Genomic DNA, 21,094 nt, shown 5'->3' on the forward strand with positions numbered 1-21,094 from the left:
AATGTTATGCATAAATATTTTTAAGTGCCTGTTGCAAATCTGGATAAGTGAATTTAAAACCATGGGTTAACAATTTATCGGGAATAACTCTTTGTCCTTCCAAAACAAGTTGACTCTTGTCACCCAGTACAAGTTTCAATGCAAGTGAAGGTACGGGCATCCAATGAGGTCGCTGTAAAACTTTGCCCAAAATTCCCCCAAAATCATTCATTTGTTTCGGATCTGGCGCTGTTACGTTAAAAGGACCTGAAAAATCTTTATTTTCTATTGCATAAAGAATGGCTTTGGCGACGTCAGCTACATGGACCCATGATACCCATTGATGGCCAGTTCCGACTTTTCCTCCGACACCCATTTTATAAGGTAAAGCCATAAGGGGAAGAGCACCCTGATCTTTTCCAAGGATTATGCCAAAACGGCCGCAAGCCACACGTGTCCCAAATTGCTCCGCTTCCGTCGCTTTACTCTCCCAGTCCTCAACTGTTTTTGCCAGGAAATCCGATCCACGATAAGACGAATGTTCGGTATATGTTGCATGTTCAGAAGGGGGATAAATTCCGATTGCGCTTGCATTAATCAAAACGGAAGGCTTTTTCGTCACTTCTTTAAAAATGCGCAAAACTTCATTTGTTGCATTCATTCTGCTTTCATAAATTTTTTGTTTTTGTTCCGAAGTCCAGCGACCTTCATTAATTGATGCACCGGCTAGATTAATCCAAGCATCCATGCCTTCAACGTGTTCTTCAGGTTTAGCACCATCTGTAAGCCATTTGACCATATGTACCGAGCCGTCGGATTGTTTATCCGAACGCGTTAAAATAAACACTTCATGTCCTTTGTCGGTTAGTTGCTTCGTTATCTCCTGTCCGACAAATCCACTTCCTCCAGTAATCGCTATTTTCATTTAATATAATCCTCCTTTATAAAGCTGTTAGATGTATAATACCCTTTCTTCTATAAGTGTACGCAAATGAATGTGCCTCTAATAATGTGTATACTTGTTACATGAGGTGATAGTTGTGACAGTCATTACGAAAATCATGCGTCAAAAAAATAATCCTGAACGTTATAATATTTATATAGAGGAAAAATACGCATTTGCGGTAGATGAATCGCTTCTTATTAAGTACCAATTATCGAAAGGCAAAGTGCTGGAGGATTGGGAAAGAGATGAAATCGTCTATGACGACGAAGTGCGAAAAGCATTTAACAAAGCACTTCAATTCTTGAGTTTCCGTATGCGGAGTGAACACGAAGTTAAGAAGAAACTGCTTGATGCTGAATACGGAGAAGCCGTTGTTTTGGAAGCCATTCAAAAATTGTATCAATTGAATTTTTTGAACGACGAATCCTTTTCTAAAGCATTGCTTGAAACGCAAAAGAAAACAGGTAAAAAAGGTCCTCGTGCCATCCAACAGGAACTCAAGAAAAAAGGAATCGATAAATCGTTGCAAGAAGAAGTGCTTGAAACGTATACGGAAGAAGACCAAATTGAAATTGCAAAAGGTCTGGCTGCAAAAATAGCCAACCAGCATTCATCCAAAACGCCAATGCAAGTAAAGCAAAAAATTCAGGACACCTTGTTGCGTAAGGGATACTCTTATGCCATTATTAGCAAAGCTATTGAAGATATTGAATTTGAAACAGAACCAGAAGAATGGGAAGAAATGATTGCAGATCAAGGAGATAAAATCTGGCGGAAATTCTCTTCGAAATATACCGGGTTTGATCGTAAACGCAGAGTGAAGCAAGCCTTGTATGTAAAAGGTTTCCCTGCAGAACAAATCGAAATGTTTATTGGAAAAAAGGAGCTCGAAGAAGATGGAAATTGAAAAAAAATATAGTCAGATGTCCGAACAGGAATTACGCCAAGCAATCGCCAAACTACTGGAACAGGCACGTAAAGCGAGTCAGCTTGGTCATGTAAACGAATATGCTGTTCTGGAACGTAAAGCAATTATGGCACAAGCTTATTTAGTAGATCCTGCATCGATTGTACCTGGAGAAATGTATCGGATTGAAGGAGATCCAGGAGTCTTTTTCCAAGTGGATTACTTAAAAGGGCGTTTTGCTTGGGGTTACCGACTTGGTGGGGAAAAATTTACTGAAGCATTGCCGATATCCATGCTAAAACCATTGAAGGAGGGAAAATAATATGCAACAGCAAATCGAACAATTAGTTCAAGAACTTGCAGCAAAGAATGAGTCATTATCTGTCGCCAAAGCACGTGTGTGGATTGAATTATTATGGTCAGATTTTGAATCATCTTACGCAAAAGCGGGCTATGATTATAAAGGTACCGAAGTTACTGAGAAAGTAATTCGTCAATGGATTGAAAGCTATGGAGAACGGATTCATGAATTTGCAGGTAACAATCCTAAATATGCTCATTTGCTACAAGTGGACAACGATTCACAACAATAAGAAAAGATTTGTTAACCGATTATGGTTATCGAATAAGAAAAGTACACGACATCGAGTGTCGTGTACTTTTTAGTTTGAAAGGAAATCCAATTTTTTATGAAGTTTTTCTTCACTGAAAATCCAGCCAGTATAAGAATTAACGATTTCCAGATCTTCATTTAAATGAGCAACAGCTACGAATGGGTAATAATCATTGCTGCGATAACGCAAATCAATGAGACGAACTTCATGAATGTGATCATGATCTGTAATTTCCCAACGGTATATAGGAGAGAATGAGATGAAAGCTTGCAAGTTCTTGTCTTTCAATGCAGCTTTCACAAGGGGAGAATCTGGTATCGTTTTACGTTCAAAGCGATCGTAAATATTGATTGAACGTCCATAAGCTCTACCTACATAGTGATGCGTTTTAGAGATTGCTGCAATACGCCATTGGAAAAAACGAATCGTTGGTGCGATGATGATTTCTTCCGCAGTAGGAATCGTATTTTTAACTGCATGTCTGACTGCATGCTGGACTGCAAACCTAAGAAGGTAATAGACAAAAACAATTGCGTATAGCAACAGCATTGTATATACCGGATTTGCACCGAATGCCCAGAACAACAAGGCGACCACATGCAAACCAAAAATGATGGGATCAAATGTATTGATTACTCCAAGAGCCACCCATTTATTTGAAAATGGACGTAGCGCTTGCGTTCCGTATGAATTGAATATGTCCACAAAAACATGGAGAAATACGGCCAGAAATGTCCATAACCATAAATGCATTAGGTCTGAACTCGGCATAATTAAATGAAGGACGCCGGAAATCGCCAAAGGCCATAGCAAGACAGCCGGAATGGAATGGGTAATGCCACGATGATGGCGAATATATACCGCATTATTTCTTAATTTCAGGACCGTATCAAGGTCAGGAGCCTGTGAACCAATAATGGTTCCTGCAATGACGGCTGTGGCGGTCATGGAATGGTTAGCAACCACTGGGTCAATCATGGCTAGTCCACCTAAAGCGATTCCCATGACAACATGAGTACCTGTATCCAACTGTATCAACTCCTTTTGTATGGAGACTGCCCGAATAATTTTGTTCATCATAAGATATTTTTGTTAAAATAACAAACGGTTAGACTTCCAAGATTGATTGCATTCTACAAATTGGTATACCCGTAATGTAGAACATGTAATCAACAGAATGTAGGTGTAAAGTATGAATGAATTTAACAAAATTGAATTTCGTAAATCGTTAATTGAATGGTATTTAGAAGAAAAAAGAAATCTACCTTGGAGAGAGACATCAGATCCTTACAAAATATGGGTTTCGGAAATCATGCTCCAACAAACAAGAGTGGATACAGTCATACCTTATTACAATCGTTTTATAAAAGCTTTTCCTACAATGGAAGAATTGGCGAATGCTGAAGAAGAAAAAATTCTGAAACAATGGGAAGGTTTAGGCTACTACTCCCGTGTACGGAACTTACAAGCAGGAGTAAAGGAAGTAGTTGAAACTTATAATAGTGTAGTGCCTTCAACAAGAAATGAAATTTCGACACTAAAAGGTGTAGGTCCTTACACGGCTGGTGCCATATTGAGCATTGCTTATGGACGACCTGAACATGCGGTTGACGGGAACGTCATGCGAGTATTATCACGGGTTCTTCTAATAAAAGAAGACATCGCAAAGCCGAAAACGAGAAAAATTTTTGAACAAGCGGTTTCTGAAATCATCGACCCGCAAGATCCATCATCCTTCAATCAGGGATTGATGGAACTGGGCGCAGTGATTTGTACGCCAACATCGCCAAAATGCTTATTGTGTCCAGTTAGAGAAAATTGTGCTGCTTTTTATGCAGGTGAACAAAATGACTTGCCAATAAAAACGAAAAACAAAAAAACGAAAGCACAACATTATGATGTTTATATTGCCCAAAATGAACAAAAACAATTTCTCATGGAAAAAAGACTTGAAACAGGTCTGTTGGCGAACATGTGGCAGTTCCCCATGATTGAGCGTGCAAACAAAGATGAAGGGACGATTCCACAGTTCCAAGATTGCTATGGCACACATTTTACAAAAGAAATGGATTTAGGTTCTTTTAAACATGTCTTTTCTCATTTAACATGGGAGATGAATAGTTTCGTTGGACATGGAGTCGAAGTAAGTCTGACTGAAAGTTGTAAGTGGTTATCATTAGAAGAAATTAAAGAAGTACCGATGCCTGTCCCAATGTTGAAAATTTGGCAGGCTTATATGGAGAGGGGAAAACAATAATGACAACAAACAAAGTGGCGTTAGTTACCGGAAGCAGCAGAGGACTCGGAAAGGCAATTGCGATTGAACTTGCAAAAAATGGCTATGATATCGTTGTAAACTATGCACGCAGCAAAACAGCTGCTCTCGAAACAGTGAAAGAAATTGAAGCACTTGGTCAAAAAGCCCTTCTTGTACGCGCAAACGTAGGAGATGTAGAAAAATTAAAAGCGATGTTTGAAACAATTCGTGAAGAGTTTGGCCGTCTGGATGTATTCGTAAGCAATGCAGCTTCTGGAGTTCTGCGACCAGTAATGGAATTGGAAGAATCCCACTGGGACTGGACCATGAATATTAATGCGAAAGCCATGCTATTTGGGGCACAGGAAGCGGCGAAATTAATGGACCGAGGCGGAAAAATCGTTGGAATCAGCTCACTAGGCTCAATTCGTTATTTAGAAAATTACACAACTGTAGGCGTATCAAAAGCGGCGATTGAATCCATTACGCGTTACTTAGCTGTCGAACTTGCGGCAAAAGGGATTGCAGTAAATACAGTTTCCGGTGGAGCGCTTGATACAGATGCATTAAAGCACTTCCCGAATCGCGAAGAACTATTGGATGACGCAAGAAAAAATACACCTGCTGGACGTATGGTTGAAATCGAAGATATGGTCAAAACAGCCATGTTCTTGATTTCAGATGGCTCGGATATGATTCGCGGTCAAACCATCATTGTGGATGGCGGACGCTCCATCGTAATGTAAAAAAAAATTTGTAAGCATAAGTTTTCTCAACCTGCACACATTAATGAGTATGGAGGTGAAAATTCATGCCAAACAAAAACAACAACCAACCAACCAACGCTGCAGAAGTACGTAGACAAAATCAACAATCAACGATGGGTACTCCAGCTAACTTCACTACAGAGTTCGGTTCTGAAACTGATGTTAACGAAGTAATCCAACGCAATCAACAATCTGCTCAGAAGAAAAACAATGCTTCTGGTCCACAAGCAAACCGCAACAATAATTCAACTAAATAATGAATATTCACCACTAATCAGCGAGGGCTTATGCCTTCGCTGATTTTTTTGCTACAGTTTTTGTAAATTGGTTGGTATAATGAGTACACTGCAAGATTTATATATATTGTGCTTTGACGAAAAGGTGGGCTTATCCATGTCAATACCAGCAGAAGGAGAAACGATTCAGATCCACAGCTACAAGCATAACGGCAAAATCCACCGCGTCTGGCAGGAAACAATGGTTCTGAAAGGGACAAGAAATATTGTCATTGGCGCGAACGAACGCACGCTCGTTACCGAGTCAGACGGTCGCACTTGGTTAACACGGGAACCATCGATTTGTTATTTCCATGCTGAACACTGGTTTAATATCATTTGTATGTTGCGCGAAGATGGTGTGTACTATTACTGCAATATTAGTTCACCATTTATTTACGATAACCAATCTTTAAAATACATTGATTACGACTTAGATGTTAAAGTCTTCCCAGATATGACATTTACAATTTTGGACGAAGATGAATTTGAAGATCATAAAAAGCAAATGAATTATCCTGAGGTTATTGATACGATCTTACATCGTAATGTGGAAAAACTAATTAGTTGGATTAAACAACGAAAAGGACCATTTGCACCAGATTTTATCGAGGTGTGGACAAGCCGTTACCTATTTCACAAGCAACTTCGAATACGTGAGTAAATGATGCCTGTTGAATCCCAACAGGTTTTTCATTTGGAAAGGAAAGTGAACGGATGAGCAGTACAAAAAGATACATGAAGTTTGTTAAACCATATACTTGGCAAATTGTCCTCACGGTTGCCATTGGGATTGTCAAATTTGCCATCCCGTTATTTATTCCACTATTAATTAAAATTGTAATTGACGATATCATCAGTGTAGATACATTGACAGATGCGGAAAAGACGCGGCAGTTATTTTATTGGCTGGGCGGAACTGCACTCGTATTCTTCATTGTAAGACCTCCGATTGAGTATTACCGACAATACTATGCACAACTTGTCAGTAACAAAATTTTGTATGATATAAGACAAGAATTATACGCACACTTGCAACGCCTGAGTTTGCGGTTTTATTCAAACACACGGGTTGGAGAAGTCATCTCCCGTGTAATCAACGACGTTGAACAAACCAAAAACTTTGTCATGATTGGCTTAATGAATTTATGGTTGGATTTAGCCACGATTTTGATTGCTGTTGCGATCATGCTGACAATGGATGTTCCATTAACTCTCGTTACATTACTGGCTTTCCCATTCTATGCGTTCAGTGTGAAATACTTCTTCGGACGATTGCGTGACCTAACTCGAAAACGGTCTCAAGCACTGGCGGGTGTCCAAAGTTATTTGCATGAACGTGTCCAAGGTATGAGCATCATTAAAAGTTTTACTTTGGAAAAACATGAACAGCAAATTTTTGATAAAGCAAATGGCGAGTTTCTTGACAAGGCTGTTGATCATACAAAATGGAATGCGAAAGCTTTTGCTGTAGTCAACACCATTACGGATGTTGCGCCACTTTTGGTTATTGCCTACGCTGGATATCAAGTTATCAATGGAAATTTATCTGTCGGGACAATGGTTGCGTTTATCGCGTATATCGAACGTCTTTATAATCCTTTAAGACGATTGGTCAATTCATCAACTACACTGACGCAAGCGTTTGCTTCAATGGACCGGGTATTCGAACTAATGGATGAAAAATACGATATTGAAGATGGTCCAAATGCGCAGGATATGCCGACTATTAAAGGGAAACTGCAGTTTGATCACGTTTCTTTCAAATACGAGGAAGAAAATAATCTCGTGTTAAATAATATGAATTTCACGGTAGAGCCAGGTCAAACAGCTGCTTTTGTAGGAATGAGCGGAGGTGGGAAGTCGACCATCATCAGTATGATTCCCCGATTTTATGATGCAACAAGCGGTTCGGTCAAAATAGATGACCAGGATATTAAAGATGTAAAACTTCATTCATTACGCGAACAGATTGGAATAGTATTGCAAGATAACATACTGTTCAGCGACTCTGTGAAAGCAAATATACTTATGGGACGTCCAGATGCTACGGAAAACGAAGTAATTGAAGCGGCAAAAGCTGCGAACGCTCATGACTTTATCGTTTCGCTACCCGAAGGTTACGAGACGAAAGTCGGGGAACGTGGAGTCAAGTTGTCAGGAGGACAAAAACAACGTGTTGCCATTGCGCGCGTATTCCTGAAAAATCCTCCAATTTTAGTTTTGGACGAAGCAACTTCTGCGTTGGACTTGGAAAGCGAGTCCTTGATACAGGACTCTTTGGAGCGCTTGGCACATGACCGGACCACGATTATTGTCGCCCATCGCCTTTCGACGATTACTCATGCGGATCAAATCTTTGTTATTGATCATGGCGAACTAAAGGAACAAGGAACGCATGATGAATTAATGAATTCGAAGGGAATATATTACAACTTATTTCAAGTTCAACAACTGGATATAGACTAAAAAGGTTCTCCTGAAAAGGGGAACCTTTTTTTGTTAAACAATAGAAGTATGACTTATATAATAAATATTGCAATTATAATTATTATTTGTATAATAAAGAACATATCGAATTTTCTGAAATAATGATACTAATAAAACTATTTATTTCGTATGCTAGGAAAAGGAGGGCCATCATCATGAGTGAACGAAAAGCGATTCTTCAAGTAAGAAGTCTTCAAACATCCTTTTTCACAGATGACGGAGTAATTCCCGCAGTAGACAATATTGATTTTTCCGTACATGAAGGAGAAGTACTCGGTATCGTAGGGGAATCTGGTTGTGGGAAAAGTGTTACTTCTTTATCCATTATGGGGTTAGTACCAAGTCCTCCAGGTAGAATTACTGGTGGTGAAATTCTTTTCGGCGATAAGGACTTAACTAAATTAAGCGATAAAGAAATGCGTAAAGTCCGCGGCAACGACGTGGCAATGATTTTCCAAGAGCCTATGACATCTTTGAATCCATTGTTCACAATAGGGAATCAATTGATGGAAGCCATTCTTATCCATAAAAAAGGCTGGTCAAAAAAACAAGCAAATACACGTGCAATTGAAATGCTTACCCTTGTAGGTCTTCCGCGTGCTAATGAATTGATGAAAGAATATCCGCATCAATTATCAGGTGGGATGAGACAGCGGGTCATGATAGCGATGGCTCTTGTATGCGATCCGAAAGTGTTAATTGCAGATGAACCGACAACTGCACTTGATGTAACTATTCAAGCGCAGATTCTGGCATTGATGAAAGACTTGAATGAACGATTGAATACAGCTGTTTTGTTAATCACACATGATCTTGGGGTTGTGGCAGAGACTTGTGAAAGAGTTGTGGTCATGTATGCGGGCAAAATTGTTGAAGAAGGTCCGGTTCAAACGATTTTTAAAGACCCTCAACATCCATATACAAAAGGATTGTTGCAATCCGTTCCGGACATGCGTTATAAAAAACAACGTTTATATTCAATTCCCGGTAATGTACCAAAACCGGGTACCATAAATACTGGATGTCGCTTTGCTGCACGATGCGAGTTTGCATTTGAAAAGTGCCTGACACACAATCCAGAATTGTATAAAACTGCATCGGTACATAAGACAAGATGCTTCTTGTACGAAGATCAGGAGGTATCCACTCATGACAGAACCCTTGTTGAAAGTTGAAGGACTTAAGAAGTATTTTCCCATACGTAAAGGATTACTCAGTCGTGTGTCTGGGCATGTAAAAGCGGTTGATGATGTATCGTTTTATGTAAATAAAGGCGAAACCCTGGGAATTGTGGGCGAGTCTGGCTGTGGGAAATCTACTACCGGTCGCATGCTTATGAGATTACTAGAACCGTCAGAGGGAAAAGTAGTTTTCGATGGTAAAGAACTGACGAATATATCCGATGATGATATGCGAAAGGCACGCCGGGAAATTCAAATGGTTTTCCAGGATCCATATGCTTCCTTAAATCCTAGACATACCATTGAGAAGATTTTGGAGGAGCCTCTGATTGTACACGGAATCGGTGACGCCAAAACCCGCAAAAAGAAAGTCCATGATTTTCTGGAGATTGTTGGGTTAAGCAGTTACCATGCAAAACGCTATCCTCATCAATTCAGTGGTGGACAACGTCAGCGTATCGGCATTGCCCGTGCGCTCATGACGAACCCTAAACTGATTATTGCAGATGAGCCCGTTTCAGCTCTTGACGTGTCCATTCAAGCACAAGTGTTGAACTTGATGCAGGATTTACAAAAAGAATTAAACCTGACTTATATATTTATCGCGCATGATCTAGGGGTTGTTCGTCATATAAGTGATCGAGTAGGGGTTATGTATCTAGGCAAAATGGTCGAGCTTGCTAAAAGTGAGTTGCTTTATGACAAGCCACTTCACCCTTATACACAGGCTTTGTTGTCTGCTGTACCGATTCCGGATCCGAATTTTGTGCGGGAACAAATGCTTATAAAAGGAGATATTCCTAGTCCGTCAAATCCTCCGTCGGGATGTACTTTCCACACGCGCTGTCCTTTTAAAATGGATGTGTGTACAAAAATCGTACCGAAGTTAGAAGAAGTTGAACCAGGTCATTCTGTTGCCTGCCACCTATACGGTGAACATGCGCAACAATGATAAATAAACAAACAATATGGAGGGGTCAATTTGAGTAAGAAGAAACTGTGGTCACTTGCTTTATTAACAATGCTAGTCCTCTCAACGATTTTAGCGGGCTGTCAATCTGATTCATCAGACGGAAACAGCGGAGACGACGAAAAAGAACCGAAAATTTTAGTGTTTGGTCGTGGTGGAGATTCTGTATCTCTAGATCCGGCAACTGTAACTGATGGAGAATCATTTAAAGTAACGCAAAACGTTTTTGAAACACTTGTGAACTTCGGTAAACAAGATACAGAAATCAACCCAGGCCTTGCAAAAGAATGGAAGCCTTCAGAGGATGGCTTAACTTATACATTCCAATTGGAAGAAGGCGTTAAGTTCCATGATGGTACTGACTTCAATGCAGAAGCTGTTGTAGCTAACTTTGAGCGTTGGGCAAATGGTTCTGGTGAAGACTTCTATTACTATTCATCAATGTTCGGTGGTTACAAAGGTGATGAAGGACATGTTATCGATTCTGTTACTGCAGATGGAGATTACACAGTCGTGTTCAAATTAAAACGTCCACAAGCACCATTCCTTAAAAACTTAGCAATGAGCCCGTTCGGTATTGCGAGCCCGAAAGCTTTTGAAGAACAAGGAGCAAAATTCGGCGATAATCCAGTAGGTACTGGACCATTCAAATTTGTCGAGTGGAAACGTAATGATTCAATCACAATTGAAAAGAACGAAGATTATTGGGTTAAGGGTCTTCCTAAACTTGATAAAGTAGTTTTCAAAGCAATTCCAGATAACTCAGCTCGTTTGAACGCTTTAAACACAGGTGAAATTGATTTGGCTGATGGTGTAAATCCTGCTGATGGCAAATCTGTTGAAAGCAACTCAGAATTGCAATTATTCGAACGTCCATCAATGAACGTTGGTTACTTAGGTTTAACTAGTACACGTCCTCCATTTGATAAAGTGGAAGTACGTCAAGCAATTAACCATGCAATTGACAAACAAGCGATCGTAGATGCATTCTTTGAAGGTCGCGCTGAAGTAGCGAAAAACCCAATGCCTCCAGTAATCAGCGGCTATAATGACGACATTGCTGGATATGATTTCGATCCAGAAAAAGCAAAAGCACTATTAGCTGAAGCTGGTCTTGCAGAAGGCTTTGAAATGGAACTATGGGCAATGCCTGTACCACGTCCATATATGCCAGATGGCCAAAAAGTGGCAGAAGTTATTCAATCAAACTTAGCTGATGTTGGCATCAAAGCGAAAATCGTTACATTCGAGTGGGCAACTTACTTGGAAAAAGCTCGTAACGGAGAAGCAGATGCATTCATGTTAGGTTGGACTGGTGATAATGGTGATGCGGATAACTTCCTATACGTATTACTTGATAAAGACAATATCGGAAGCAATAACTATTCATACTATAGCAACGACGAATTACACGACATCCTAATTGAAGCACAATCAGAAGTTGATGAAGACAAGCGAAATGAACTTTACGGTCAAGCTCAAGAAATCATTTTCGAAGACGCTCCGTGGGTACCGCTTGCTCACTCTACTCCACTTCTTGCAGGTAAAGCGAATCTGGTAGACTTCTTACCACATCCGACTGGTTCTGATAAGTTAGCAGAAGTAGACTTCAAGTAACAAACTGACTGATGGGGAGAAGTCTACGTGATTTCTCCCCATTTTATTTACGAAAACAAATGAAATGAAATCGTGGAAACGGGCTGCAGTCATATTGGTCCACTAAGAATTTTGATTTACATATCGCATCAGATGGAGAGGTGAAGACAATGCTTCACTATATCGGGAGAAGACTATTGCAATTAATCCCAGTTTTGCTGGGCATGACGTTTGTCGTTTTTATGATTATTCGTGCCATTCCTGGGGACCCAGCACAAGTTATTTTGGGTCAACAAGCGACGAAAGAAGCGATTGAGGCATTACGAGCAAAGCTCGGATTAGACAATCCGTGGTATGTCCAATATTTTGATTATCTAGGTGGATTGTTAAAGGGTGATCTTGGAGAATCTCTACGGACAACTACACCAGTTTCTGAAGAAATTTGGCCGTATCTAGCTGCTACATTTGAATTATCTCTATTTGCGGTTCTTATAGCAGTCATTGTCGGTGTCAATGCAGGTATCATTTCTGCCTGGTTCCAAAACTCATGGTTTGACTATACAGCCATGATATTAGCGCTAGTTGGCGTGTCCATGCCGATTTTCTGGCTTGGTTTGATGATGCAATATATTTTTGGAATCGAGCTTGGCATTCTTCCAACTACAGGACGTGAAGACGTCAGGAATCCCATAGATTCAATAACCAATCTTTATGTGTTGGATACTATTCTTCAAGGACGCTTTGATCAATTAGGCATTGTATTGAAACATCTGGTCTTACCAGGGCTAGCCCTTGCGACAATTCCGATGGCAATCATTGCCCGTATGACTCGTTCCAGCATGCTTGATGTAATGAGATCGGATTATGTACGTACTGCACGTGCGAAAGGTCAAAAAATGTTCTGGGTTGTGTACAAGCATGCATTGAAAAATGCAATCATCCCAGTTCTGACAATTATCGGTCTGCAAATGGGATTACTGCTTGGCGGTGCCATATTAACAGAATCCATCTTCGCGTGGCCGGGAGTTGGCCGTTACATTTATGAAGCAATCAATTTCCGCGACTACCCAGTAATCCAATCAGGTATTCTTGTCGTGGCATTTATCTTCGTTATGATTAATTTGTTAATTGATATTCTTTACAGTTTGATTGATCCACGAATTAAATACGATTAAGAAGGAGGAATCTCATAATGGTCGGATTCGCGCCTAAACCATCAGATGTAGTAGCACAACAAGATAAAGTAGCGGGCCCTTGGCATGAAGCTTGGCGAAGCTTTAAGAAAAGTAAAGTCGCCGTAGTCGGAGCTGGGATTGTTCTCTTCTTTATCATCGTGGCATTCATAGGACCTTGGATAGCACCACAAGGCATAAATGAGCAAGATTTACCCAATCGATTGCAGGCACCATCTGTTGCTCATTGGTTCGGAACAGATGACATGGGCCGAGATATATTGTCTCGCATTATCCATGGTGCACGTATTTCATTATGGGTTGGATTCTTCTCAGTAATCGGTTCGGTGGTTGCAGGAAGTATTTTAGGAATTGTAGCAGGTTATTATGGTAAGTGGGTGGATGCGGTTATTTCCCGCATTTTCGATATCATGCTCGCATTTCCAAGTATCTTACTGGCAATCGCTGTCGTATCGGTATTGGGACCTTCCTTGCAAAATGCATTAATTGCCATTGCCATCATTAACATTCCGAACTTCGGTCGATTGATTCGATCAAAAGTTTTGAGTATTAAGGAAGAAGAGTATATCACTTCAGCAAAAGCAATCGGTATGCAGGATATCCGAATATTATTCTCGCATATTTTACCGAACTCAATGGCACCAGTTATCGTGCAAGGCACACTTGCCATAGCAACCGCCATTATTGAAGCGGCAGCACTTGGTTTCCTTGGTCTTGGTGCAGAAGCTCCGGCTCCGGAGTGGGGCAAAATGCTGGCAGATTCCAAAATGTATTTAATTAATGCTCCTTGGACCATGATTTTCCCAGGTATCGCCATTATGCTGACGGTATTGGGATTCAATTTAATGGGAGATGGATTGCGTGATGCACTGGATCCACGCATGAAGAACTAGTTAGTTACTGAAGAAGTCATTCCTTTTTAGGGAATGGCTTCTTTTTATGGGATGTAGGGCGTCTGTTGGCTGAGCTTCCGGTTAGTTGGACAAATAAGCATTTTAGTCGGGGTAGGGAAAAAATGAAAATCGTCTGCACGAAAAAGCAGCCATCTCACTGAAGAGATGACTGCCCTATCAATTAAAATCCATCTTCAAGCTCGACTTTTATTTCTTCACCGTGATAATTCTGGTGGGAAATGATAAGCGTATCTAAGTGTTCCAGTTGTTCTTCATAATCCAAAATTGCAGAAAGTACATGCAGTAAATGATATGAAGAAAAAGACTCTTCTTCTTTGGAGAGTGCGATTTCTCTCGCGAATATTTCCATTACTTCATGACGTTGAAGCGTAGCATCACTGCCGTTCCAAAACGAATGTTCCGGTTTTAACTTTCCTGTATATTTCAGATGTAGCTGTTCATGATATGTCAACAAAAAGTCCAGTCTTTCTTGAATCATCAAACGAAATTGATCTGGGAGATTGGCCAATTCATTTTCATGTAAATGAAGACGTTTCAGAACATCCCAGCTTTTATTAGCGGTTGAAATCATTTGACGATATACCACAAGTTTTCGGGCTTTCGCACGTTTTTCATTTCGGAAGTAGCTACGCTCTTCTTTATAGAATAAATAAAACTGATCGACTTTTATTAATCGTTCTCGCAACTTTTCAAGCGTATGTTTTGTGGCATTATGTTCAGAAGCTTGACGTTCCGCTAATCGCGTCCAGCGAATCAACTCATCGGTAGTCGAATGAATCGATTGAAATAACTTGGTTTCATACTTCGGTGGCATGAATACTAAGTTAACTACAAATGCGGCAAGCACACCGACCACAATAGTTGTAAAACGAATTAGAGCAAATGTTATAAAGTCATCGTTCTGTACTTCCATAATCGCAATAATTGTCACAAGCGCAAGTGAAATGGACTTCTCTAATTTTAATTTCAACATGATAGCAATCGTGATAACAGCGGCTAAACCCACGGCTACATAATTGTGGCCAAATAAAAGAGCAAAAATAACTGCAATTCCTGCACCAATAATATTACCTTGAATCTGTTCAATAATTGTTAAATAGGAGCGGTAAATGGAAGGTTGAAGGGCAAATATTGCCGCGATTCCTGCAAAAACAGGAGACGGTAAATGCAATAAATCAGCCATGTAGAGCGCAAAAACGATTGCGACACCTGTTTTAACGATTCGTGCACCAAGTTTCATATATGCTTTATTTCCTTTCCGACTTCTTAAAAAAGGCTTAATAAAATGCCTTTCTGAAACTCTTTATTGTCTAGCTTGTTAGACCAGACTGCACCTCCATTTCATTCCTTCCATCGAGAAAAGGTTTCCATCGAGTTGTTGCAACACAAGAGTCTGTCTAAATTGGCCTGGATTGCTTTCTGAGTGACAGGCTTTTTGCTACTTTACAGCAGGGCAGCTTTTGGGTCAACCATACTTAGGCAAGTTTTGAAAATGCATAATCCACAGCGATTAACGATTGTTTAACATCTTCTTCAGTGTGAGCAGTCGTCAGGAACCAAGCCTCATACTTCGAAGGAGCCAAGTTGATACCCTGTTCCAGCATTAGTTTAAAGAATCGTCCAAAAATCTCGCCATCAGTCGCTTCGGCTTGTTCATAATTTTCTACTTTCACATCCGTGAAGTAAATTGTCAATGCACCCATTAAACGATTGATTGTGATTGTCACGTCATGTTTAGCGGCTGCTTTCAAAATACCTTCTTCCAACAGTGCACCTAAACGATCCATTTCTTCATATATACCCGGTTGCTTCAGTACTTCTAAACATGCAATTCCAGATAATATAGACGCTGGATTTCCTGCCATAGTTCCCGCTTGGTAAGCTGGTCCTAGTGGTGCGACTTGTTCCATAATTTCTTTTCGTCCGCCGTATGCGCCGATTGGCAAGCCACCCCCGATGATTTTCCCAAGAGCAGTCAAATCAGGTGTCAAACCAAGTAAATCTTGTGCACCACCGTAGTGGAAGCGGAATGCTGTAATTACTTCATCATAAACAATAAGTGCACCTTTTTGTTTGGCAATATCATGCACAAGAGGTAAAAAGCCTTCTTTCGGTTCGACAATCCCAAAATTACCGACGATAGGTTCAACTAAAATACAAGCAATTTCGTCGCCCCATTTTTCCATCGCTTCTTTATAAGCTTCTGGATTATTAAAAGGAATGGTGATTACTTCTTTTGCGATAGATTTAGGGACACCAGCAGAGTCAGGAGTACCCAGTGTCGCAGGGCCAGAACCGGCAGCTACAAGAACCAAATCCGAATGACCATGGTAACATCCAGCAAATTTCATGATTTTGGTACGTCCTGTATAAGCACGTGATACTCGAATCGTCGTCATGACCGCTTCTGTTCCCGAATTCACAAAACGGACTTTATCCATCCCAGGCATAGCTTCTTTCAGCATTTTTGCGAATTTCACTTCATGAGGAGTAGGTGTACCATACAATAATCCATTTTCAGCTGCCTTAGTAATGGCCTGCGTAATATGTGGATGGGCATGCCCAGTAATGATGGGACCATAAGCTGCAAGATAGTCAATGTATTTGTTGCCATCTACATCCCAAAAGTATGCTCCTTGTGCTCTTTCCATGACAGTTGGTGAACCGCCACCGACTGCTTTGTATGAACGTGAAGGGCTGTTAACGCCTCCAACGATATGTTGTAAAGCTTCTTCATGTAATGCTTCTGACTTAGTTCTATTCATATTTATATCCTCCGTTCCTTTTCTAACATCCTTAATAATAGACAAAAAGGAAGGAGAACGCCAAGAAAATTGAAACTCCTGCCATTCTTAGGTACGATTAAACAAATAGTAAAGTGGAGGGAATGTTCATGACAACACTTGAAGGCATGCAAGCACCAGATTTCACATTACGAAACGAAAAAGGGGAAGAAGTTTCACTGCGAAATTACGCTGGGAATAAATATGTGCTGCTTTATTTTTATCCGAAAGATTCTACTCCAGGGTGCACAACTGAAGCGTGTGATTTCAGAGATATGCACGAATCTTTCCGTGACCTGAATGCCGTTATTTTAGGAGTCAGCCCAGACGGGGAACGAGCGCACACAAAGTTCATTGAAAAACACGGATTACCATTTTCATTATTGATTGATGAAGACCATGCAGTTGCAGAGTCGTATGGAGTTTGGGTTCTTAAAAAAATGTTTGGTAAAGAATATATGGGAATCGAACGTTCCACATTCCTAATCGATCCGACGGGAACTGTCGTAAAAGAATGGCGTAAAGTAAAAGTGAAGGGACACGTGGAAGATGCTCTCGTAACTTTGCGTGAATTAGTGACAGCTAAATGATCAATGTACTTTTTACTTTTCCGGTTAAGGAATATTTGATAGAAGAATTACTGACTGAGTTTCCGAAAGTTGAGTTCATTTTTTCTTCTATTAAAGATGAAAATGCACTTAAACGAGCTGAAATCATTGTGACCTATGGCGAAGATATTTCAAAAGAAACACTTGATCAAGCACTTTCGTTGAAATGGCTCATGGTTGCTTCTGCGGGATTAGAAAAAATGCCGCTTCGTGATATTGCGAAGCGAAACATTTTAGTTACCAATGTCAAAGGTATTCACAAAACACCAATGTCTGAATCCGTCCTAGCACATTTACTTGCCCTTAAACGTGCTTTACCGTGGATGTATAAACAACAGGAAAACAGTGAATGGAGTAAGCGCTCAGGGTCTATGGAGCTTTTTGGAAGTACGGCTCTGATAATTGGCCCTGGTGCTATCGGCAGTGAAATCGGTCGGTTGTTGCAAGCGTTTGGCGTAACAACAATTGGTTGCAATCGCTCTGGGCGAAAAGCACCCAACATGAATGCAATGATTACTTTTGATCAATTAAATGAAGAACTACCCAAAGTTGATATCATCATTTCTGTCTTACCAAGTACATCGGAAACAAGGGGTCTTATTACATATAATCATTTCGTATTAATGAAGGAAGATGCAATTTTTATGAATTTTGGTCGTGGTGATCTGGTAAAAGAGGAACAACTCATACAAGCAATGAAGGAACGTCAAATTGCTTATGCTGTTCTTGATGTTTTTGAGAGTGAACCACTTGATGACAGTCATCCGCTTTGGAAAATGGAAGGGGTTATTGTTTCACCTCATGTTTCCAGCCATTCTTCAGAATATGTACCACGAGCTCTAAAGATTTTCCGGCATAACCTACATGAATGGATGGAAACGGGATCGAATTTTCAAAATGTCATAGACTTAGAAAAGGGGTATTAACGTGAAAATTTATACTAAAACAGGCGACAAAGGGACAACTTCACTTATTTATGGATCGCGAGTTGCAAAGAATGATGCTTTGGTAGAAGCTTATGGTACATGCGACGAAGCGAATTCCATGATAGGAGTTGCCCTCAGTTTTATCCAAAATGAGTTTTTTGAAGAAAAAGAGACTGTTTTGCAAGCTTTCCATCAAATCCAAACTACCCTTTTTCATGTGGGAGCGGAACTGGCCACACCTGCTGGAAAAGAAGTGAAATGGAAACTGGAAGATAGTGAAATCACAAAACTTGAAAATTTAATCGATGAATGGGATGCGCAGTTGCCGTCATTACAAAACTTCATTTTGCCTAGCGGTCATCCTGCCGGGGCGACCCTGCATGTAGCTCGCACCATAGTTCGACGCGCTGAGCGTTCTGCGGTCAGTATTGGCGATAGCGTATCTCCACTTGTTTTAGCTTACTTAAACCGTTTATCTGATTTCTTATTTGTTGCTGCACGCTTCGTTAACTTGCGCCTAGGTCAGAAAGAAAAAGGATTACACGCTGAGTAGGCCTTGATGTAATGGGTTTTTGTTGACTTTTTCGTTACTTCTTTCTTATACTAATTGTAACGATTATAAAATAATAATCTTTATGAAGTGAGGTGCATGGCGATGACTGAAATGCATTTACGTGACGCATTGGATAATTTGAAATCAACAGGAGTCCGAATTACACCACAGCGTCATGCGATTTTAGAATTTCTCATCCAATCCATGATTCATCCAACAGCAGATGATATATATAGAGCGCTTGAAGGGAAATTCCCAAACATGAGCGTAGCGACGGTATATAATAATCTTCGTGTTTTTAGAGAAGCCGGATTAGTAAAAGAATTAACCTATGGCGATTCATCGAGTCGGTTTGATTTCGTTACCAATGATCACTATCACATTATTTGTGATAATTGTGGCAAAATTGTTGATTTCCATTATCCAGGTTTAGATGAGGTAGAACAATTAGCTTCTCACGTCACTGGATTCAAAGTAAATTCGCATCGTATGGAGATTTACGGAACATGTCCGAACTGTGAAACATCAGCTATAAAAGTTCAATAGTAAACAAAAAGAGCATTTCGGTGCTCTTTTTTTTGTACAAAAAAAGGGCTAACATTCTATAATGAATGTTAGCCCACTTGGTTATTATCTTTTTCGGTTTAAAGATTCATCAAATTCCTGACCTTCTAAAGTAGGATCTAATGTAAGTGGTTCTTTACAATACATACACATATCAACACGACCTAAAACTTTGGTATACTTTCCGCAGTTAGGGCAGACAACTTGAACTGCTTTCGTGGAAAGCATTCCAATCCATGCGTATACACCTGTGCTGCCTATAATGGCTAGCAGACCTAAAAACATAAACAGAGTCATGACGATTTGATTTTCTCGGAAGAAGATGCCGATATACATGATGACAAAACCGATGAAAATCAATGATAATGCAAACGAACGAATTCGATTTATTTTATTTTTATAAGGTTTCATATTGTGTTCCTCCTTAATCATGTTTACTATACCATAATTGGTAGTGTAAATCGTTTGAAGGAATCTCACAACCTTTGTCGAAAAAAGAACATATACCATTTTGATTAATTTATGAGGGGGACTTCCGTTGGAACAAATTCTGCGTCCTATTTATCAGGAAAGAGCGAGCCAACCAAATACGCTCGGCGTCATTTTAGTCGAGAAGAGAGAAAAAGTTAGTCAAATAACGGATACATTCGATACTATTCTTTTAATATTAGCTAAAGATGCAACACAGCCTGTGTTTACGAAACATTATACATTTAACGATAAAAAAGCAGCGATGCACATTGTTACTGAGAAACAGTTACGGAAATGGTTACTTCTTGGAACTAATAGAAAAATCGTGGACTGGATTTTTTATGGACGTGTCATGTTCGACCGTAATGAATTTGTTCATGAATTGAAAACTGAGTTAAAAGATTTTCCCTTTTATGGACGTAAAATTAAAATGGGAATTGAATTTGCAAAACTTTTGCGTCGTTATTTAGAAGGAAAAGTGTTCTTTGAACAAAAAAACTACATGGATGCATACAATCATATTGTGGATTCCTTGCACCATCTTGCACGACTGGCTGTTTTTGAAAACGGCATGCATCCTGAAGTAACTGTTTGGTCGCAGGTCAAAATAATTGAACCCTCCATCTATAAACTATATGAAGAATTGCTATCAAGCGAAGAACCAATCGATAAAAGATTGGAGCTATTGTTCTTAGCAAGTGAGTTTATGATCCATTCAAGAACCAAAGACGGGTCACGTCATATATTAGAAGTCATGAGCCAAAAAGATCATTGGACGATTCAAGAATTGCACGAACAAGAAGAGCTCAGAAACTATTCGGTCGACTTGGAAGTCTTTATTGAATTTCTTGTAGAGAAGGGCTACATCCACGTAGAACGAATAGAGACGAAGAGTGATAAAATCTTTCACCGCTACTATAAAGTTGAACAAATTGATGAGGAAGCACCACAGTAAATAAGGCGCTTGAAAAAGCGTCTTATTTTTTTCTTGACGTTTGAATAAAAGCCTGTATATAATAGTAAACGTCGCTGAGCAACACAGCATGAAAAAATAGATTTAAAAAGTGCTTGACTCTCTTACTTTAAAGTGCTAAATTAGA

23 protein-coding genes are annotated in these 21,094 nt (G+C 39.9%); 18 read left to right on the plus strand and 5 right to left on the minus strand.

Annotation, left to right across the window (positions count from 1 at the left end; translation table 11 throughout):
• Positions 1-4: 4 nt before the first annotated feature.
• Positions 5-904, minus strand: coding sequence for a TIGR01777 family oxidoreductase (locus MHH33_RS04190; RefSeq protein WP_342543026.1), 900 nt, complete (start codon positions 902-904; stop codon positions 5-7).
• 115 nt (positions 905-1,019) lie between these two features.
• Here MHH33_RS04190 and recX point away from each other — a divergent pair, with 115 nt between their 5' ends.
• Genes recX through MHH33_RS04205 form a run of 3 tightly spaced genes read left to right on the plus strand, consistent with a single transcriptional unit; the run spans position 1,020 to position 2,425 of the window.
• Complete coding sequence (recX, locus tag MHH33_RS04195; RefSeq protein ID WP_342543027.1) at positions 1,020-1,832, plus strand: recombination regulator RecX; 813 nt, start codon at positions 1,020-1,022, stop codon at positions 1,830-1,832.
• Positions 1,822-2,154, plus strand: coding sequence for a YfhH family protein (locus MHH33_RS04200; RefSeq protein WP_016429238.1), 333 nt, complete (start codon positions 1,822-1,824; stop codon positions 2,152-2,154). The genes recX and MHH33_RS04200 overlap by 11 nt, the downstream gene beginning before the upstream one ends.
• 1 nt (position 2,155) lies before the next feature.
• Complete coding sequence (locus tag MHH33_RS04205; RefSeq protein ID WP_016429237.1) at positions 2,156-2,425, plus strand: YfhJ family protein; 270 nt, start codon at positions 2,156-2,158, stop codon at positions 2,423-2,425.
• Between the two features lie 69 nt (positions 2,426-2,494).
• Here MHH33_RS04205 and MHH33_RS04210 read toward each other — a convergent pair whose 3' ends face one another.
• Positions 2,495-3,475: a metal-dependent hydrolase gene (locus MHH33_RS04210; RefSeq protein ID WP_342543028.1), complete on the minus strand. Its 981-nt coding sequence runs from the start codon at positions 3,473-3,475 to the stop codon at positions 2,495-2,497.
• Positions 3,476-3,638: 163 nt separating this feature from the next.
• Here MHH33_RS04210 and mutY point away from each other — a divergent pair, with 163 nt between their 5' ends.
• The 10 genes from mutY (at position 3,639) to MHH33_RS04260 (ending at position 14,068) form a co-directional block, all read left to right on the plus strand.
• Positions 3,639-4,703 carry an A/G-specific adenine glycosylase gene (mutY, locus tag MHH33_RS04215; protein ID WP_342543029.1) on the plus strand — a complete coding sequence of 355 codons (1,065 nt, stop codon included), beginning with the start codon at positions 3,639-3,641 and terminating at the stop codon, positions 4,701-4,703.
• On the plus strand, positions 4,703-5,449 hold the full coding sequence (gene fabL / locus MHH33_RS04220; RefSeq protein WP_342543030.1) for an enoyl-[acyl-carrier-protein] reductase FabL: 747 nt from the start codon (positions 4,703-4,705) through the stop codon (positions 5,447-5,449). Before mutY ends, fabL begins: the two co-directional genes overlap by 1 nt.
• A gap of 65 nt (positions 5,450-5,514) precedes the next feature.
• Positions 5,515-5,727: a gamma-type small acid-soluble spore protein gene (locus tag MHH33_RS04225; protein WP_016429233.1), complete on the plus strand. Its 213-nt coding sequence runs from the start codon at positions 5,515-5,517 to the stop codon at positions 5,725-5,727.
• 136 nt (positions 5,728-5,863) lie between these two features.
• Positions 5,864-6,409 (plus strand): DUF402 domain-containing protein, encoded by a 546-nt coding sequence (locus MHH33_RS04230; protein WP_016429232.1) that lies wholly within the window; start codon positions 5,864-5,866, stop codon positions 6,407-6,409.
• Positions 6,410-6,462: 53 nt separating this feature from the next.
• Entirely contained in the window at positions 6,463-8,214 is a 1,752-nt protein-coding gene (locus MHH33_RS04235) for an ABC transporter ATP-binding protein (protein WP_342543031.1), read from the plus strand.
• A 176-nt stretch (positions 8,215-8,390) separates the two neighbouring features.
• Entirely contained in the window at positions 8,391-9,410 is a 1,020-nt protein-coding gene (locus MHH33_RS04240; protein WP_342543032.1) for an ABC transporter ATP-binding protein, read from the plus strand.
• On the plus strand, positions 9,385-10,368 hold the full coding sequence (locus tag MHH33_RS04245; protein WP_342543033.1) for a dipeptide ABC transporter ATP-binding protein: 984 nt from the start codon (positions 9,385-9,387) through the stop codon (positions 10,366-10,368). Before MHH33_RS04240 ends, MHH33_RS04245 begins: the two co-directional genes overlap by 26 nt.
• 30 nt (positions 10,369-10,398) lie before the next feature.
• Positions 10,399-12,003: an ABC transporter substrate-binding protein gene (locus tag MHH33_RS04250; RefSeq protein ID WP_342543034.1), complete on the plus strand. Its 1,605-nt coding sequence runs from the start codon at positions 10,399-10,401 to the stop codon at positions 12,001-12,003.
• 149 nt (positions 12,004-12,152) lie between these two features.
• Entirely contained in the window at positions 12,153-13,157 is a 1,005-nt protein-coding gene (locus MHH33_RS04255) for an ABC transporter permease (protein ID WP_016429227.1), read from the plus strand.
• A gap of 17 nt (positions 13,158-13,174) precedes the next feature.
• Positions 13,175-14,068, plus strand: coding sequence for an ABC transporter permease (locus MHH33_RS04260; protein ID WP_016429226.1), 894 nt, complete (start codon positions 13,175-13,177; stop codon positions 14,066-14,068).
• 181 nt (positions 14,069-14,249) lie between these two features.
• Here MHH33_RS04260 and MHH33_RS04265 read toward each other — a convergent pair whose 3' ends face one another.
• A complete protein-coding gene (locus MHH33_RS04265) occupies positions 14,250-15,329 on the minus strand; it encodes an aromatic acid exporter family protein (RefSeq protein WP_016429225.1) in 1,080 nt (359 codons plus the stop codon).
• 235 nt (positions 15,330-15,564) lie between these two features.
• Positions 15,565-16,854, minus strand: a complete 1,290-nt coding sequence (locus tag MHH33_RS04270; RefSeq protein WP_016429224.1) for a glutamate-1-semialdehyde 2,1-aminomutase — start codon at positions 16,852-16,854, stop codon at positions 15,565-15,567.
• A 128-nt stretch (positions 16,855-16,982) separates the two neighbouring features.
• On the opposite strand from MHH33_RS04270, the gene bcp reads away from it, so the two are divergent.
• The 4 genes from bcp to perR all read left to right on the plus strand — a co-directional run bounded on the left by bcp (position 16,983) and on the right by perR (position 19,505).
• Positions 16,983-17,462 (plus strand): thioredoxin-dependent thiol peroxidase, encoded by a 480-nt coding sequence (gene bcp / locus MHH33_RS04275; protein ID WP_016429223.1) that lies wholly within the window; start codon positions 16,983-16,985, stop codon positions 17,460-17,462.
• Entirely contained in the window at positions 17,459-18,406 is a 948-nt protein-coding gene (locus MHH33_RS04280; protein ID WP_016429222.1) for a D-2-hydroxyacid dehydrogenase, read from the plus strand. Before bcp ends, MHH33_RS04280 begins: the two co-directional genes overlap by 4 nt.
• A 1-nt stretch (position 18,407) precedes the next feature.
• The gene (locus tag MHH33_RS04285) at positions 18,408-18,959 is read left to right on the plus strand and encodes a cob(I)yrinic acid a,c-diamide adenosyltransferase (protein ID WP_342543035.1); all 552 of its coding nucleotides are present in this window, start codon (positions 18,408-18,410) and stop codon (positions 18,957-18,959) included.
• A 102-nt stretch (positions 18,960-19,061) separates the two neighbouring features.
• Entirely contained in the window at positions 19,062-19,505 is a 444-nt protein-coding gene (perR, locus tag MHH33_RS04290) for a peroxide-responsive transcriptional repressor PerR (protein WP_342543036.1), read from the plus strand.
• Between the two features lie 84 nt (positions 19,506-19,589).
• On the opposite strand, the gene MHH33_RS04295 is transcribed toward perR, so the two are convergent.
• Positions 19,590-19,934, minus strand: a complete 345-nt coding sequence (locus MHH33_RS04295) for a YgzB family protein (RefSeq protein WP_016429219.1) — start codon at positions 19,932-19,934, stop codon at positions 19,590-19,592.
• Positions 19,935-20,061: 127 nt separating this feature from the next.
• On the opposite strand from MHH33_RS04295, the gene MHH33_RS04300 reads away from it, so the two are divergent.
• Entirely contained in the window at positions 20,062-20,949 is an 888-nt protein-coding gene (locus MHH33_RS04300; RefSeq protein ID WP_016429218.1) for a nucleotidyltransferase-like protein, read from the plus strand.
• Positions 20,950-21,094: the final 145 nt, after the last annotated feature.

Origin of the sequence: Paenisporosarcina sp. FSL H8-0542, from assembly GCF_038632915.1 — a bacterium.
Classification (GTDB): domain Bacteria; phylum Bacillota; class Bacilli; order Bacillales_A; family Planococcaceae; genus Paenisporosarcina.